Annotated in this window: 12 protein-coding genes and 1 tRNA gene; 4 read left to right on the top strand and 9 right to left on the bottom strand. The window is 38.8% G+C overall.

Annotated features, from left to right (window positions below):
• Positions 1 to 2: 2 nt before the first annotated feature.
• The gene (locus tag B9T33_RS10825; protein ID WP_086178910.1) at positions 3 to 1,382 is read right to left on the bottom strand and encodes a WS/DGAT/MGAT family O-acyltransferase; all 1,380 of its coding nucleotides are present in this window, start codon (positions 1,380 to 1,382) and stop codon (positions 3 to 5) included.
• Between the two features lie 167 nt (positions 1,383 to 1,549).
• Entirely contained in the window at positions 1,550 to 2,284 is a 735-nt protein-coding gene (locus B9T33_RS10820; protein WP_086178909.1) for a phosphoadenylyl-sulfate reductase, read from the bottom strand.
• A gap of 200 nt (positions 2,285 to 2,484) precedes the next feature.
• Between B9T33_RS10820 and thrH the strand changes: the two genes are divergently transcribed.
• A complete protein-coding gene (thrH, locus tag B9T33_RS10815) occupies positions 2,485 to 3,102 on the top strand; it encodes a bifunctional phosphoserine phosphatase/homoserine phosphotransferase ThrH (protein WP_086178908.1) in 618 nt (205 codons plus the stop codon).
• Between the two features lie 75 nt (positions 3,103 to 3,177).
• Here the strand turns inward: thrH and B9T33_RS10810 are convergent, their stop codons facing one another.
• The 5 genes from B9T33_RS10810 to B9T33_RS10790 all read right to left on the bottom strand — a co-directional run bounded on the left by B9T33_RS10810 (position 3,178) and on the right by B9T33_RS10790 (position 9,924).
• Positions 3,178 to 4,563: an OmpP1/FadL family transporter gene (locus B9T33_RS10810; RefSeq protein ID WP_086178907.1), complete on the bottom strand. Its 1,386-nt coding sequence runs from the start codon at positions 4,561 to 4,563 to the stop codon at positions 3,178 to 3,180.
• A gap of 374 nt (positions 4,564 to 4,937) precedes the next feature.
• Positions 4,938 to 6,089, bottom strand: coding sequence for an OmpP1/FadL family transporter (locus B9T33_RS10805; RefSeq protein ID WP_086178906.1), 1,152 nt, complete (start codon positions 6,087 to 6,089; stop codon positions 4,938 to 4,940).
• Between the two features lie 304 nt (positions 6,090 to 6,393).
• Positions 6,394 to 7,824 carry an outer membrane protein transport protein gene (locus B9T33_RS10800; protein WP_086178905.1) on the bottom strand — a complete coding sequence of 477 codons (1,431 nt, stop codon included), beginning with the start codon at positions 7,822 to 7,824 and terminating at the stop codon, positions 6,394 to 6,396.
• Between the two features lie 562 nt (positions 7,825 to 8,386).
• Positions 8,387 to 8,462: transfer RNA gene (locus B9T33_RS10795), tRNA-Arg, on the bottom strand.
• Positions 8,463 to 8,535: 73 nt separating this feature from the next.
• Positions 8,536 to 9,924: an amino acid permease gene (locus B9T33_RS10790; RefSeq protein ID WP_086178904.1), complete on the bottom strand. Its 1,389-nt coding sequence runs from the start codon at positions 9,922 to 9,924 to the stop codon at positions 8,536 to 8,538.
• A 331-nt stretch (positions 9,925 to 10,255) separates the two neighbouring features.
• Here B9T33_RS10790 and prpF point away from each other — a divergent pair, with 331 nt between their 5' ends.
• From prpF to B9T33_RS10775, 3 genes are all read left to right on the top strand, one after another.
• The gene (gene prpF, locus B9T33_RS10785) at positions 10,256 to 11,446 is read left to right on the top strand and encodes a 2-methylaconitate cis-trans isomerase PrpF (protein WP_086178903.1); all 1,191 of its coding nucleotides are present in this window, start codon (positions 10,256 to 10,258) and stop codon (positions 11,444 to 11,446) included.
• A gap of 200 nt (positions 11,447 to 11,646) precedes the next feature.
• Positions 11,647 to 12,591: a GGDEF domain-containing protein gene (locus B9T33_RS10780; protein ID WP_086178902.1), complete on the top strand. Its 945-nt coding sequence runs from the start codon at positions 11,647 to 11,649 to the stop codon at positions 12,589 to 12,591.
• A gap of 150 nt (positions 12,592 to 12,741) precedes the next feature.
• A complete protein-coding gene (locus B9T33_RS10775) occupies positions 12,742 to 13,650 on the top strand; it encodes a polyprenyl synthetase family protein (protein WP_086178901.1) in 909 nt (302 codons plus the stop codon).
• 200 nt (positions 13,651 to 13,850) lie between these two features.
• Here B9T33_RS10775 and putP read toward each other — a convergent pair whose 3' ends face one another.
• Together putP and B9T33_RS10765 are read right to left on the bottom strand one after the other, a co-directional pair.
• Positions 13,851 to 15,341 carry a sodium/proline symporter PutP gene (gene putP / locus B9T33_RS10770; protein WP_086178900.1) on the bottom strand — a complete coding sequence of 497 codons (1,491 nt, stop codon included), beginning with the start codon at positions 15,339 to 15,341 and terminating at the stop codon, positions 13,851 to 13,853.
• A gap of 217 nt (positions 15,342 to 15,558) precedes the next feature.
• On the bottom strand, positions 15,559 to 16,413 hold the full coding sequence (locus B9T33_RS10765; RefSeq protein ID WP_086178899.1) for an SPFH domain-containing protein: 855 nt from the start codon (positions 16,411 to 16,413) through the stop codon (positions 15,559 to 15,561).
• Positions 16,414 to 16,428 lie beyond the last annotated feature (15 nt).

Here is a 16,428-nt window from a genome sequence, read left to right as displayed (position 1 = left end):
GTTTAGCTAACCGCCTGCAACTTTGGGTTGTCTTGATTCACAATGGCTTCAAAACGTTGAATTTCATCTTCCAAATGTGTGAGTAAATTTTGCATTTTTGGTAGGGCATTTCGGCATGCAGTTAAGCCAACTTCAAGTTTATCAAGATAGCTGGTCATTGTAATATTCAGTGCCTGACCATCTAATACAATCGAAGCAGGGTAAAGTGCTTCTAGGCGCGCTCCATTCCAATATAAAGGCTCTTGAGGGCCGGGAACATTGGAAATCACCAAATTAAATGCCTGACGTTTCGGCATAATTCCTGAAGCAATATTGAGTCCAGCAGCACTATAAACAAATGCACTATAGTTCAAAATTTGATTCGAGTTCATACGTTTAAAGCGTTCTTTGGCATTCAATACACTACGACGTACAATTTTGAGACGCTCAAGCGGATCTTCTTTATGCGTGCCTAAATTTGCCAAAATCATGGTGATACGATTCGAAAGATCTGAATCATCAGAACGAACAGAAGCAGGTACCATGGCAATCAACGGTTTTCTTGGCAGTGCATTTTGAGTAATTAAGTATTCACGCAGCGCACCTGAGCAAATTGCGAGCACAATATCATTAATTGTGACACCCAATGCCTTGGCAATATGTGACAAACGCGAAAATTCAAAAGATTGTGCTGCAAAACGACGAGAGGAGCTGACTCGTTGATTCAGAATTGAACTCGGAGCTTGGAAGCTGGAAACATAGTCCGGGTTACGTCCCATGTCTTTCATGACAGTTTGAGACAATTCGTACAATACGCGTGGCGTTGTATCCAACTGACTTTTCAGCGTTGCCATGATGCCTTTAATGCGACTGACTTTAGGTTGTTTCAAGCGTTTTGCACGTGGGCCTTCAACACACCAAGGTGGCACAATACTTTTCGCATTTGGATCATGCGATAGAGATTTTTCCACCAAACGCATGCCAGCAATACCATCGACCATGGCATGGTGAATTTTGAAGTACATGGCAAAACGATTGCCTTCAATACCTTCAATGATGTGGCAAGTCCAAAGCGGCTTGGCACGATCAATCAAAGCGCTATGTTCTTGAGAAATGTAGGTCAATAATTCACGAATACGACCCGGATGCGGCAATGCAATATGACGGAAATGATGATCGAGATCGAATTCTTCATCTTCATCCCAAAAAAAGCCATTCAGTTTATTATTAAAAGGTGGAACTGGAATTGTTTTTGAATTACGAATATCCGTAACTAAATCTTGAATAAATGTTTCAGGTGCATTTTCTGGAATTTGAAATAAAAAAAGTCCACCCACGTGCATCGGTTGTTGCCGTTTCTCTAAATTTAAGAATATGAAATCAATAGGATGTAATGGACGCATAGCGTTGATTGCCTCACTGCAATTTCTACAGCTGCTCTTGTATGAGTAGCATTGTTAGAATTATTAATTTGTCTTTTGCAGTATAGCGTTTTTAAATCAAAATAATACGGATTTATGTGTATCTATGCGTTGAAAAAACCACTACTTTAGCAGTGGTTTTGATTTGATTATTTCTTCATGTTGCCAGCATGTAGGCCACATTCTTTATGAGTTGCATCTTCCCACCACCAACGACCTTCACGTTCATGCTGGTTTGGTAATACTGCACGTGTACAAGGCTCACAACCAATCGAAATAAAACCACGTTCATGCAATGGATTATAAGGAATTTCCATCAAGCGAATGTAGTTCCAAACGTCACTACTGCTCCAATTAGCGAGTGGATTGTATTTAATCAATTGTTTACCCGGGCCAGAGAAACCAGGATCTGCCTGTACAACAGGAATTTCATTGCGTGTGCCCGGACTTTGGTCTTTACGTTGACCTGTAATCCAACCATCTAAAGTAGTAAGCTTTTTACGAAGAGGTTGAACTTTACGGATGCCACAACATTCTTTGTGATCATCTTGATAAAAACTAAAGAAACCTTTTTCTGTAACTAATTTTTGTACAGCATCAGATTCGGGGAAACAGATTTCAATATCAATTTTATAGTGTTTACGCACAGTATCTAAAAATTGATAAGTTTCGGGATGTAGACGACCTGTATCTAGGCTGAAAACACGAAATGGAATACCAAGATTAGATGCTAGATCGATAAGTACCACATCTTCCGCACCTGAGAAGGAAATGGCAATTTCACCTTGTTGGCTCAAAGCAAGCTTCATAATTTCAGAAGGTGACTTATCTGCATATTCAGATGCAAGTGCATCGACAAGATCAATAGTAGGGATTGTAGTCATGTGTGTCCTGGCAATAGGCTTGGAACTTCAAAACCTATATTAATTTATTTCAGGACTATTTTAATAGAAATGCTAAAAACGACTTATCACTTAAAAATAAATACTTATGAAAAAAATAGATTTAAAAAAGAACAATGCAATTTTTAATTCTTCGGCTATCATATTGAAAAATTTTTTCAACATAACAGAGGGTAGTATTCATGGAAGTTGTATGCTTGGATTTGGAAGGCGTTTTGGTTCCTGAAATTTGGATTAACTTTGCTAAAAAAACAGGGATTAAGGAGCTTGAAGCAACGACTCGTGATATCCCAGATTATGACGTGTTGATGACTCAACGCTTAAATATCTTAAAACAACATAACTTGGGCTTAAATGATATCCAAGACGTGATTGCAGATATGGGTCCATTTGAAGGTGCAAAAGAATTTGTTGAGTGGGTAAGCACGCATTTTCAATTGATTATTCTTTCAGATACTTTCTACGAATTTGCTCATCCATTAATGAAGCAATTGGGCTGGCCGACGATTTTCTGTCACAAGTTAGAAACTGACGAAAATGGCATGATTAGCGCTTATAAACTACGTCAACCAGATCAAAAACGTAAAGCAGTTCAAGCACTTCATGGTTTGAATTTCCGTGTTATTGCGGCAGGTGACTCTTATAACGATACAACTATGCTAGGTGAAGCAGATGCAGGTTTCTTATTTGATGCGCCTGAAAATGTGATTGCAGAATTTCCACAGTTCCCACCAATTCATGGCTATGCAGCACTAAAAGAAGCGATTCGTAATGCTTCAGTGCGTGATATTCCAGCTTAATTTGTTGTAAAAGCTGAATAAGAGAAGGGCGCCAATGGCGCCCTTTCTGTTTAATCCTAATTTTTGTAAAGCAAATTAGAAACGATAGCCTAGTTTTAAGCTATATCCAATCGCATCATTGTCTTCAAAGTTTGCTGCATAGTTTTCAGTACCAAAATCTGAAGCTACTTGTGATTTAGCATCACCCAACCAGAAATATTTAACACCAGCTTGAATGAATGATTGTGGTGTTGGAGAGAATTGACCACCTAAACCAACACTCCAATAGCCTTCAGTTGGGCCTAAAGTTGAAACAGGGTTACCCGCACCAGAGTCCCAGCCAACCATAGCTGTGCCAGCCCATTGATCATTGAATTTACGACCAATACCTACGTTTGCAGAAATTTGATCTTTTTCATAAGCGACTAAATCGAATCCTCTTGGTGTTCCTGCCAGTGCTTGTGATAAACCCGATGCAAGTTGACCAAATTTATAGGGACGAATCGCAAATTCTGACCAGTCAACCCAGCGTAACTGAGCAAATGCTACAGTATTAGCCATAATCCCTGTCTGAAAATCTAAATTAACCGATTGAGGTGTTGTGATTTTGGTTTTGCCTTCATCATTATTGATTTTTGTAATGTTGGCTTGACCCAGTGTTGGAAATTGACCAGCGACAAGTGTGTTTGTAACGTAACCAAGTGTTTCATCAATATTGACATTGTGATCTATTTCTGATCTGTACGTTAAAGATGCTTTTAATGCAATTTCAGGAATCTGAAATGCTATACCACCTAACCAGCCAACGGCTGAGTCTTCACCTATCGATGCATCATAACCTTTAAATGGTGTTTTATTTGCACCGGTTGCCATGGCTGAACACATGATTGGACAAAGTACACCACCAAAAGGACCGTAAGCTGCGCCACGAAGCTGAACGTCACCTTTTACTGTCTGGTAAACAGGACCGGCATAGATATTCCAGTTTTCAGTTGGTTGATAACCAAAAATAAATGATAAATTTTGAGTTTGGACATCAACAGCTGTACCTTCACCACCTTTATAGAATGTGCCGGCATCTTTTAATGCTGCTTGCCCGGTTCCAGTTTCAGAAAATGATTTATCATTGGCTGAATAAGAAGCTTTGGCACCAAACGGCTGGTCGTAAATCAGACCAAAAGATAGATTGTCTGTCATCTGAACTTTTAGTGCTGCATTAAAAAAGTGATAACTTTCAGCCATATCACTTAGGTCACTCCCACCCATTCCTTTACCTTGAATGTTGGCATTGGGTGGTACCCAGCCTTCTTTCATTGTTCCAGATACATCAGCATCCAGTGCTGAAATACCGGCTTCAAAATAATTCCCCGGCTGTAAAAATGCTGAGATTGACTGACCTGAGCGATCAAGAGCGGCTGCAAAAACCCCTGTCGCTGGAACGCTGGCTAATAAAATGGCACTTGTTAAAGCTTTTAAGTTCATTTTTCTACTTTCCTAGTATAAAAAACGCTTCAATGCGTTAATAAAAATATGAGATATGTAATTTATTTTTAATCATATCTATGTGCGCAAGTTAGCATAAATAAAAAAAGAGTAAAGACTCTAAAATTGAACTAATAGTATAAAAAAGTCATTGTTTTTATTTGTTTTAGAGTTAAAACTTTATAATTTTGATTTAAGTTATTGTTATACAAATAAATACTTTAAAGTTTCATTTTAAAGTATTTATAGTTTGTTTGGCTAAAAAATACTCTATATATTGCTTAATAAATATAGTAAATTGTGGAATACATCACATGTTGAATGTAAAAAAACCCCAAAATGGGGCTTTTTTACATTACAAAATATAACTTGTATTAGAAGCGGTAACCAATTTTCAAGCCATAACCAAGAGCATGATTATCTTCAAAATCACCAACTTCATTACCACCAGTTTGTGCTGTGGCATCACCTAACCAGAAGTATTTAACACCTGCTTGGATGAAATAGTTTTCAGCAGGGCTATATTGTCCACCTAAACCAATGTTCCAATAACCTTCAACTGGGCCAAGTGTTGTTACAGGGTTACCTGCACCTGAGTCATAACCGACAGAAGCTGAACCCGACCATTTTGGTGTAAATTTACGACCAACACCAACATTTGCTGACCATTGATCATCAGAATAGTCGATTAAGTTTTGACGTACATGTGGCGCTGGAATTGAACTTATATTCCCAAGCAAGGTTGGTTTAACTGCAAATTGACTCCAGTGCACCCAACGTACGTTTGCAAATGCTAATGTGTCTTTAGCAATACCAGTTTGGAAATCTAAGTTTACGGACTGAGGTGTTGTCGCATCAACTGACGAGGTAAGTCCACTCAAAGATGGTACAGGTAAAAGAGTAGACTCTTTTGATTTTGCATTATGTTCAATTTCAGAGCGATAGGTAATCGCTGCTTTTAATGCAATTTCAGGAATAGAATAAGCGACACCAGCTAACCAGCCATATGCCTCTTCGCGTTCTACTTCAATATTATATGTACCAAGCTTGGCATTACCGCCATAAGCAGCGCCGCGCAATTTGATATTTGCTTCTACTGTTTGCCAAACTGGACCTGCATAAAAGTTCCAATTTTCAGTTGGTTGATAACCAATAAGTGCAGTTAAGTTTTCTGTTTTAACATCAACAGAAGTTCCTTCTGCACCATTACCAAATACAGGCGAAGCGGCATCATACTCAGACTCAGCTCCATAAGGTTGATCATAAATCAAACCTAAAGAGATTTTATCAGTTGCTTGAACTTTTACAGCAGCTGAAGGGAAGTAGTATGACTTTGCCATATCATCTACATTAAGTTCCTTCGACTGAACTTCAGCATCTAAAACCGAGAAACCCGCTTCAGCATAGTTACCAGGTTGTAAGAATGCAGAAATTGATTGGCCTGAACGGTCTAAACCACCAGCAATTGCTGTAGTCGCAGGCATTAAACTGATGATGATGGCTTTTGTAAGACTGTTGAGTTGCATACATTATCCCTGTTTGTAACTTTTGATGTTAATTCGGTGAGTGAAAGTAACATATATAGAAAAACAGTAAATAAGAGTTGCTACTCTAAAAATGAACTGTATAAGTTAAAAAATAAGCAGAGCTAGAGTAATTATTCTAGAAGTTAGTGTCTATGTTTATGATTTATAAATAAAAAAATAGAGTATTTAACTTAATATTTGTATTGAAACTTAAAAAATTCAAATGCTCAATCTATGAACATTTGAATTAAATTATTTTAACAATAGTAGATTGGATATATTTCCAATCTACTAATACCGAAAATTAGAAGCGGTAACCGATTTTTAAGCCATATGCCCAAGCATCGTTATCTTCAAATGATGCAACATAATCGCTGCTGCCAGCTTGTGCAGCAGTTTGAGCATCTGCATCGCCGAGCATGAAGTATTTAACACCACCCGCGATAAAGTAATTCGGTGCAGGACTGAATTGTAAACCTAAGCCTACATTCCAGTAACCTTCAGTAGGACCAAGAGTTGATACAGGGTTACCAGCGCCTGAATCCCAACCTACAGACACATTACCTGCCCATTGGTCATTAAATTTACGACCAACACCTACAGTTGCAGAGATCTGATCATCAGAATATTCCACAAGGTTAAAGCCATCTGGACGACCAACTAGGGGACCCACAGCTTCACTTACTTTACCAAATTTGTAAGGTTGAATTGAGAAATTTGACCAGTCAACCCAACGAACGTTTGCGAATGCAACAGTGTTAGCCATGATACCAGTTTGGAAATCTACGTTAACAGACTGTGGAGTAGTAATTTTGGTTTTACCAGTTTGACCTAATGCTGCTAATTGTTCAGCTGATACACCTAAGCCGCCAAGAACAGCTGGTAATCCTGCAAAGTTCATTAAAGATAATGATTCATCTGATTTTGCATCATGATCAATTTCAGAACGATATGTAACAGATGCTTTTAAAGCGATATCAGGAATTTGATATGCAAAACCAGCTAACCAACCTGTTCCTGCCGTTTCTTTAAAAGTAGCATCGTAACCATTAAATAGGCTATACGCTTGACCACGTAGGCTTAGTTTACCTTTTACTGTTTGGTATACACCACCAGCATAGATGCTGAAGTTTTCAATCGGCTCAACACCAAAAATCATAGATAAATTTTGGGTATCTACTTCAACTTTTGTATTGCCTTCACCCAAATAACCATTAGCAGCTGTTAGCGCACCATTAAGTTGTTGGAACGCTGGGCTAGCTAAAACTTGTTGTTTTGCAGCTGCAAGAGTTTGTTCATTTACTGGTATGTTTTGAGCTTCTAAAGCAGCAACTGCTTTAGATGTAACAATATTGTTCACTGCACTTGCAGATAATACTGTGTCGCTACCTGGTGCCGAGGTGAATACATTGCTACCTGTATATTCTGCGTCAGCACCAAATGGTTGGTCGTAAATTAGACCAAAAGAAAATTTATCAGTTAACTGAAGTTTAATAGCTGCAGAAGGGAAGTAATAATCACCCGCCATATCTTCAATATTGCGACGAGTTTCACTAGTACCTGACTCTTTACCTTCAACAGTAGGGTCTAGAATTGAAATGCCTGCTTCAAAGTAATTGCCTGGCTGTAAAAAAGCAGACATTGATTGACCAGAACGATCCATCGCTGCTGCGAATGCACCAGTCATAGGTATTGAAGTAAGAATAATTGCTGTTGCTAAAGTTTTTAATTTCATTCTTCGTCTTTCCTTGAGGTACGAATTTGATTTTTTTGCTTACTGGATATATTCGGTATGGAAAATTCTTTTTAGCTATTGGTCGAATTGTTACTCCATGTGACAAAAATAGCACAATTAAAATAAGAGTAAATGCTCTAGATAAAAAAATGTGAATAAAAAATATACGATATAGAGTAAATATACTAAATATTAAACATAAATAATTGAAAGTTAATAAAATACTAGCTGAGTCTTAGAATATTTTTTTTATAAATAAATGGAGTAGTCCTGAAATCTGATTATCACTCAAGTGCTAAAAATTGCATTTCTGACATAATGAATACGAATAAATCTATTGACAAAGAATATTTAAGAGAGAAGTGATAGTTATTTTAAATTTTCTTAAATCCTGTTGATAGTGGAAAAGTAAACAAATACAACTGTATATCGTAATTTAAATATTATTTTTAGGCGAAAGATGTGCTTAACAACGTAAAGCTTTAATTTATTCAAGCTATATTGTCCTAATGCTTAGAACAGAAAATGATTCAATGCTTTGATTGATTAAATTTTACTAAAGTGGTGCGCTCTGCGGGACTCGAACCCACGTCGGTCGCTTAGGAGGCAACTGCTCTATCCAGTTAAGCTAAGAGCGCAAGACGGTGGCTAATGTACTCCTATTTTAGCTAAAAAAAAAGTTATTGCCGAGACAATAACTTTTTAATTCAATTAGTCTTTTGGAGATTCATCGAGATCAACATCACTCAAATCTTTAGGATTGAGATAGTTAAACATTAAGAGCATTACAGTAATCCAGACTGGAATCATCAGTACAGATTCCATAAAGCCTTGGGTCCACATAATGAAAAGTACTAAAGCAATGAAAATCAAAACAATGTAGTTACTTACTGGCGCCCATAGTGCAGGGTACGAGGTTGTAAAGTTTAAAATGCGTTTAGCGCGACGGAATTGTAAATGGGTCATGGTAATCATTGCCCAGTTCAATACCAATGCACCAACGACCACATACATTAAGTGACCCAGCGCATCTTCTGGTACGAAGTAGTTCAACAGTACACAACCGAAAATCAATAGCGCAGATAACAGTACGGCAGGTATTGGCACACCGCTTTTATTGGTTTTAGCAAATACTTTTGGTGCATTACCTTGTTTTGCCAAACTATAAAGCATGCGGCTGTTTGCATACATACCACTGTTATAAACAGATAGTGCAGCAGTTAAGATAATGAAGTTAAGTAGATGCGCTGCCCAGTTAATCCCAAGTTGGCTGAAAATCATCACAAATGGACTTTTATCTAAGCCACCTAATTCAAGTTGATTCCATGGCACGAGTGACAACAGGATCGTCAAAGAACCGACATAGAAAATCAAAATACGAAAAACCACTTGGTTAATCGCTTTTGGAATGGTTTCTTTTGGATTCTCAGCTTCAGCTGCAGCCATACCAATCAGTTCAATACCGCCAAAGGCGAACATTAAAAAGGCCAACATGAAGAATAGACCATCAAAGCCATTTGGGAAGAAACCACCATGTGCCCAAAGGTTACTAAAAGATGCTGTTGAATTTGAGTCTGCGGTTAATAGCAAATACAAACCAAATACGATCATTGAAATAACAGCAGTCACTTTAATGATGGATAGCCAAAACTCTGACTCACCATAGAACTTCACATTACCCAAGTTAACCAGCGTAATGATCACAAAGAAAAATAGAACAGATGCCCAAGCTGGAATGAAAGGCCACCAGTAGTTAATGTATTTTGCGACAGCAGTTAACTCTGTCATTGCCACTAAAATATAAAGAATCCAGTAGTTCCAACCAGTTAAAAAGCCCGGAAACTTACCCCAGTATTTATATGCAAAATGGCTAAAAGAACCTGCAACAGGTTCATGAACAATCATTTCACCGAGTTGACGCATAATTAAAAAGGCAATCAAACCACCGATGGCATAGCCTAAAATAATCGATGGACCGGCAGATTGAATCACATGCGCAGAGCCTAAGAATAATCCTGTACCAATTGCACCACCCATGGCAATCAATTGAATATGACGATTCTTTAAGCCACGCTTGAGTTCGGAGGAATTGGTAGTCAAGTTACTCTTCCCGTGAATGGTTTAATTTTTGTAATTGTAATAGATCGAGATTGAATAGCCTAGTAGCTCAAAATATATGAAAAATAATTATAGATGGAATAACCAATTTTTAATTACATTTATTAAATTAAAAATTTATGAATCAATAGATTAATTTTATTTTATATGTTTGTGTCTTGCTTTGCTCTATGCAAAAAAGGTATTGAGTGTTGTTTTTTTATACTTAAGTCATGTGATTGTTAAAACTTCAAATAAACAATGTATGATGCGAAAAGGGCGGAAATGTACGAACTGTCCTAACACAATGATAATGATCAAGGATTTAAAAAAAATGAGTTTTGCACCCCAAATCAAGATTGCGGCAACTTATATGCGCGGTGGTACGAGTAAAGGCGTGTTTTTTAAGTTGGATGATTTGCCAGAAGCGGCGCAGCAACCCGGGAAAATCCGTGATCAACTTTTATTACGTGTAATAGGTAGTCCAGACCCATACGGCAAACAAATTGATGGCATGGGTGGAGCAACCTCAAGTACCAGTAAAACCGTGATTTTGGCAAAGAGTAATCAAGTTGACCATGATGTAGATTATCTATTTGGACAAGTATCAATTGATAAAGCCTTTGTTGACTGGAGTGGAAATTGCGGTAATTTAACGGCAGCAGTAGGTGCATTCGCGATTTCGAATGGTTTAGTCGATGCTGAGCGTATTCCAGAAAATGGTTTGTGCACCGTTCGAATTTGGCAGGCCAATATTAAAAAAACCATTATTGCCCAGGTACCTATGACCAATGGTCAAGTACAAGAAACGGGTGACTTTGAGTTGGATGGTGTGACATTTCCAGCAGCCGAAGTACAAATTGAGTTTTTAGATCCTGCAAATGATGGTGAAGATGGCGGTGCAATGTTCCCAACGGGCAATGTGGTGGATACTTTAACCGTGCCTGACGAAGGAAGCTTTGCGGCGACATTTATCAATGCAGGCATTCCGACTATTTTCTTAAATGCTGAAGAGATTGGTTATACGGGTACAGAACTTCAAGACGCTATTAATGGTGATGCACAGGCATTGGCACGTTTTGAAAAAATTAGAGCTTATGGTGCTGTGCAAATGGGCTTGATTTCGGATATTGCTGAAGCAGAAAAGCGTCAACATACCCCTAAAATTGCCTTTGTATCTCAACCTAAAGCCTATACTTCTTCAAGTGCTAAAGAGATTGGTGAGAATGATACAGATATTCTCGTTCGTGCATTGTCGATGGGTAAACTTCATCATGCCATGATGGGTACTGCTGCAGTTGCAATTGGTACAGCGGCAGCGATTCCTGGAACTTTAGTGAATTTGGCTGCTGGCGGTGGTGAACGTGAAGCTGTACGTTTTGGTCACCCTTCAGGCACATTACGTGTAGGTGCACAAGCGGAGCTGGAAAATGGTCAGTGGGTGGTGAAGAAAGCCGTCATGAGTCGCAGTGCACGTGTTCTTATGGAAGGATGGGTCCGCATACCTGCTGATACGCTCAAATAAGTATATTTAGATGAAAAAGCCTCTGTTTCTACAGGGGCTTTTTTTATGCTTTATGAAAGATAAGAATAAGCAAAGCAGTATTTAATATATATTTAAATATAATAAGTACTGCATTTAATATTAGAAGTATTGAGTGATATATATCACAAATATTTTGATAGCATTTTGCGTAGCTATACCCTAGAAAAAGTGGATATACCATGCTTAAAAATGACTTATTAAAATCGGAAATATCCTTTGAACACATTGCAGTACTGGAAGCGTTACCGATGCCAGCAGCACTATTTTCTGCTAGTGCGGACATTTTATGTGCAAATGAATTATATAAACACCATTTTCAATCCAGTTTAAAAGAAATTGTTTTAACTCGACTGAATGCGTTGGAAGTTAATAGCAATTCAAATGTTTCAGAGTTTGATTTGCGCTGCCTAGAAATGCAATGCATAGAACCCTTTATGCATAGCGAAAATGATCGACATTATTGGTTAACTTTAAAACCGCATTTTCAACAGAGTGGTGAGCTTAAACATGTGCTGCTTTGTTGTGCTGACATTACCAATTTAAAGCAATTAGAGCAGAATTTACAAAAGCACAATTTTGAACTCAAGCAGCAGGTTTATTTTGATCATCTCACGGGTGTACGCAATCGGCGATGTTTTGATTTGCATGTAGATGAATGGCAACAAAAGCTAAATGGAGACCAAATTTTAGAGCTGTGTTTTATCATGTTGGACTTGGATAATTTTAAACAAGTCAATGATCAGTACGGGCACGTGTTTGGTGATCAGGTTTTAGCAGATAGTGCTGGCATCTTGAGTGACGTGATTAAACATGTGGACTTTGCTCAAATTTATCGTTTGGGTGGGGAGGAGTTTGCGATTGCTTTACCCAGCTTAGCATTAACAAAAGCCTGTCAGATTGCACAGCAGTGCTGTGAACAATTATTTGCATCATCGAAATATGCCGTTGATCCAGCAATTCAGCTCTCTGTATCTTGTGGTGTAGCAGCATGGCAAAATTCAGAGTTGCTCATGCAAACGCTAAACCGAGCAGACGATGCTTTATATCAAGCCAAGCACGCCAATAAAAATTGTACCTTCTATACGGATGGACATTCTGTGCGAATGTTCAAACCTGAAATCTAAAAATAATGCGTTATTCATAGGCAAAAATGGATTGGAACATAGAGAAAGATTCGAGAAAGCAGTATGATGCAACAAGTCGAAAAGACGGATGAAAAGCAAATAAATTGCGCATCATCGATTGAAATTAATATTTAAGTATTTGAGGTGAATGTGTCTTCTTTAACAGACGTTTCCACACATGCCCTGACTGAAGCCCAACAACGTATTCAGCAGGATTTACTTACAGCATTAGATGCTTTTGCTATACCTGAACCTCTAAAAGGTGCGGTTTATCATGCGGTAATGTTGGGGGGCAAGCGTGTACGTCCGGCACTTTGTTATGCGACAGCAGCATTAAACTCAAATAGTAATTATGCAGCAGTGCGCCGTGCAGCAGTGGCAATCGAGTTCATTCATTGTTATTCACTTGCTCATGATGACTTACCTTGCATGGATAACGATTTACTTCGTCGTGGACAGCCGACTTGCCATGTGGCTTTTGGTGAAGATACGGCTTTATTGGCAGGTGACATTTTACAGTCGATGGCTTTTGAAGTTTTAGGCAGTCGTTTATTTGACCAAGGCCCAGCAGTTGAGCCCGCTATTGTATTAAAACAAATGCAAATTCTAGCTACTGCAACGTCGAAAATGGTCAATGGTCAAGTCTTAGACTTACAGGCCGAAGGCAAACATGTTGACCAAACTCAATTAGAAAATATTCACCGCAATAAAACCGGTGCGCTAATCTCTGCGGCAATTATGATGGCTGCAGTCACGATCTTTAATGGTACAGATCAAGCCATTCCTAAATTACGTGAATTTGGATTAGCGATTGGTTTAGCCTTTCAAGTGCAAGATGACATTTTAGATGTTACCGCTGCAACAGAAGTGTTGGGCAAAACAGCAGGCAAAGACCAGCAAGTAGATAAATCGACTTATCCTGCTTTGATGGGGCTGGAAAATGCACAAGCCTATGCGGAAGATTTACATAATCAAGCGATGAGTGCACTGGCATACTTCGGTGATCATGCAGAAGAGCTGACTAAAATTACACAGTTCTTGTTAAATCGTAAAAGTTAAGAAAAACATTAAAAAAAGCCTGAATAGAGAACGCTTTATTCAGGCTTTTTTATTGATCAGCAAATAGATTTTTTTAAATCATTGTGTAAATTAAAACATCAGAGCAAATTAGATTACAGATATCTCATCACGTGCATATGCTAGAAAATAGACATTAAAAAGGACGAGAACGTCCTTTTTTCAATAGATTGTCAAAATGATTAAATGCTTTCTTTATAGATACGGTCTGCTTCTTCAAATTTATCTGTGATTTCAGCAGTAGGGGCTTTACCCATTAAGCTCACAACAACAATGGCCAACATTGAGCAAATGAACCCTGGAATGATTTCGTAAACGCCTGTATCACCCCAAACGTTTTTCCATAAAATCACCATCACCGCACCAACGATCATACCTGCCAAAGCACCGTTCAGTGTCATGCGTTTCCAGAACAATGACAAGATAATGAGTGGGCCGAATGCAGCACCAAAGCCTGCCCAAGCATAAGCCACTAAACCAAGCACTTTAGAATCTGGGTTTCCTGCCATATAAATGGCTAAAATCGCAATCATCAAGACCATCAGACGACCAACCCAAACCAATTCTTTTTGTGACGCATTTTTACGTAGGAATGATTTATAAAAGTCTTCTGTTAAGGTACTTGAACAAACCAAAAGCTGACAGCTTAGCGTACTCATAATCGCGGCTAAAATTGCAGCCAACACGATACCTGCCACCCATGGATTGAACAGAATTTTAGTCAATTCCATAAAGACTGTTTCAGGGTTTGCTGTAACAACGCCAGCAAGTTCTGGGTGTTGCTGGAAATACGCAATACCGAAGAAACCTGCAGCCACTGCACCGCCTAAGCAAAGCGTCATCCATGTCATACCAATGCGGCGTGCATTTGGAATAGATTTGACAGAATCAGCAGCCATGAATCGTACAAGAATATGCGGTTGACCAAAATAACCTAAGCCCCATGCCAATAAAGACATAATCGCCACAAAGCTTAAATCACCCCAAACATTCATGGCTTGCGGACGAGCAGCTTCAAGTGCCATGGTAAATTGACTCAGATCTGAGAAAGACAGCATAACCACAATAGGCGTAAGCAACAGCGCAAAAATCATAAAGCCTGCTTGAATGGTATCTGTCCAGCTGACCGCGAGGAATCCACCAATAAATACATAGCTCACAGTCGCAATGGCACTGATCCAAAGTGCTGTGCTATACGACATGCCAAACATACTTTCAAACAGACGTGCACCTGCCACCATGCCTGAAGCACAGTAAATCGCAAAGAAGATCAAGATAATGACTGCTGAAACGATACGTAGAATTTTTTTCTGATCATTAAAGCGATTTGAGAAATAGTCGGGGAGGGTCAATGCGTTATTTTGTACTTCGGTATGTACGCGTAGACGACCTGCAACCAATAGCCAGTTCAGCCAAGCACCAATAATCAGGCCAATGGCAATCCACATTTCAGATAAACCTGAAAGATAAATCGCACCAGGTAAACCCATGAGTAACCAACCGCTCATGTCAGATGCACCAGCGGAGAGTGCGGTAACAAAGCTACCTAATCGTCGACCACCTAAAATGTAGTCAGAAAAGTTACTGGTAGCACGATAAGCAAGTAAGCCGATCACGACCATGGCGACAATATAAAAAAGAAAGGTAATAAGAGTGGGATTTAGGGAACTCATACGATATCCGTTTTGGCGTTGGACAAATGCTTTTAAAACGGTGGACTAAGTGGGATTTTTCCTAAACGAAGTAGGGGAAATCAGGCTTTAAGTCCTGAAACGTCAAAAAATAACGTGAAATTTAAACATAAATTCACAAACTTTGCTTTCTTTTTCTGGCAAGGCATAAAAAATGGGCCGTTAAAACGACCCATTAAAAATTCAATAAAATCAATTTTTAATTATTGCGACCCATGACACCACGGATAGTATTCATGATATCAGCTGGTAAGACCACAGTCTTGGCATTGTTCGATTTCGCCATATCCTGCATGGCTTTCACATACTGCTCACCCAGTAAGTAGGCAACAGGAATTTCTTTATCACCGACAGCCGAGCTCACCAATTCAATAGCACGTTGTGAAGATTCAGCCAGTACGATTTGTGCTTCAGCATCACGACGTGAAGCTTCAAGACGACCATCAGCCTCCAAAATAGCAGCTTGTTTTTCACCATCAGCTTTGGTCACGGTTGCTCGACGTTGACGTTCAGCCGCAGCTTGTTCTTCCATTGCTGCTTGCATGGTATGAGAAGGTTTAATATCCTGAATTTCTACAGTTTTTAGCGTAATACCCCAGTCTGAAATATCATCTGAGATGGCTGCTTTAAGTTTAGCTTTAATGTGGTCACGTGAAGACAGAGCATCATCTAGATCCATTTCACCGACAATTGAACGCAATGATGTTTGTACGAGGTTTTGAATTGCCCATGTATAGTTTTCAATGCCGTACACTGCTTTTTCAGGGGTGGTTAAATTGATATAAGCCACAGCATTCATGAGGAGTACAGCGTTATCACGGCTGATCACTTCTTGTGATGGAATATCCAGTACGATGTCTTTGGTCGTTACTTTATAAGCCACTTCATCAATATAAGGGATGACGAAGTTCAAACCTGGATTGAGGGTTGTGTCATATTTACCAAGACGCTGTACAATCCATTTATAACCTTGAGGAACAATACGTACACCTTTAAAAATGGTGACGGCCACAAAAACTAAAAAGGCTAAAAAAACAATAGAAACACCAGACATTTGATTACTCTCTTA

The organism is Acinetobacter sp. ANC 5054 (genome assembly GCF_002135295.1).
In the GTDB taxonomy this organism is placed as follows: domain Bacteria; phylum Pseudomonadota; class Gammaproteobacteria; order Pseudomonadales; family Moraxellaceae; genus Acinetobacter.
Note: the sequence above shows the minus strand (reverse complement) of the source record. Positions and strands in the feature narration are given on the sequence as shown.

Excerpts from the sequence above, each read along its gene's own strand:
- B9T33_RS10825 (WP_086178910.1), bottom strand. The coding sequence starts at position 1,382 with ATGCGTCCATTACATCCTATTGATTTCATATTCTTAAATTTAGAGAAA.
- B9T33_RS10820 (WP_086178909.1), bottom strand. The coding sequence starts at position 2,284 with ATGACTACAATCCCTACTATTGATCTTGTCGATGCACTTGCATCTGAA.
- thrH (WP_086178908.1), top strand. The coding sequence starts at position 2,485 with ATGGAAGTTGTATGCTTGGATTTGGAAGGCGTTTTGGTTCCTGAAATT.
- B9T33_RS10810 (WP_086178907.1), bottom strand. The coding sequence starts at position 4,563 with ATGAACTTAAAAGCTTTAACAAGTGCCATTTTATTAGCCAGCGTTCCA.
- B9T33_RS10805 (WP_086178906.1), bottom strand. The coding sequence starts at position 6,089 with ATGCAACTCAACAGTCTTACAAAAGCCATCATCATCAGTTTAATGCCT.
- B9T33_RS10800 (WP_086178905.1), bottom strand. The coding sequence starts at position 7,824 with ATGAAATTAAAAACTTTAGCAACAGCAATTATTCTTACTTCAATACCT.
- prpF (WP_086178903.1), top strand. The coding sequence starts at position 10,256 with ATGAGTTTTGCACCCCAAATCAAGATTGCGGCAACTTATATGCGCGGT.
- B9T33_RS10780 (WP_086178902.1), top strand. The coding sequence starts at position 11,647 with ATGCTTAAAAATGACTTATTAAAATCGGAAATATCCTTTGAACACATT.
- putP (WP_086178900.1), bottom strand. The coding sequence starts at position 15,341 with ATGAGTTCCCTAAATCCCACTCTTATTACCTTTCTTTTTTATATTGTC.
- B9T33_RS10765 (WP_086178899.1), bottom strand. The coding sequence starts at position 16,413 with ATGTCTGGTGTTTCTATTGTTTTTTTAGCCTTTTTAGTTTTTGTGGCC.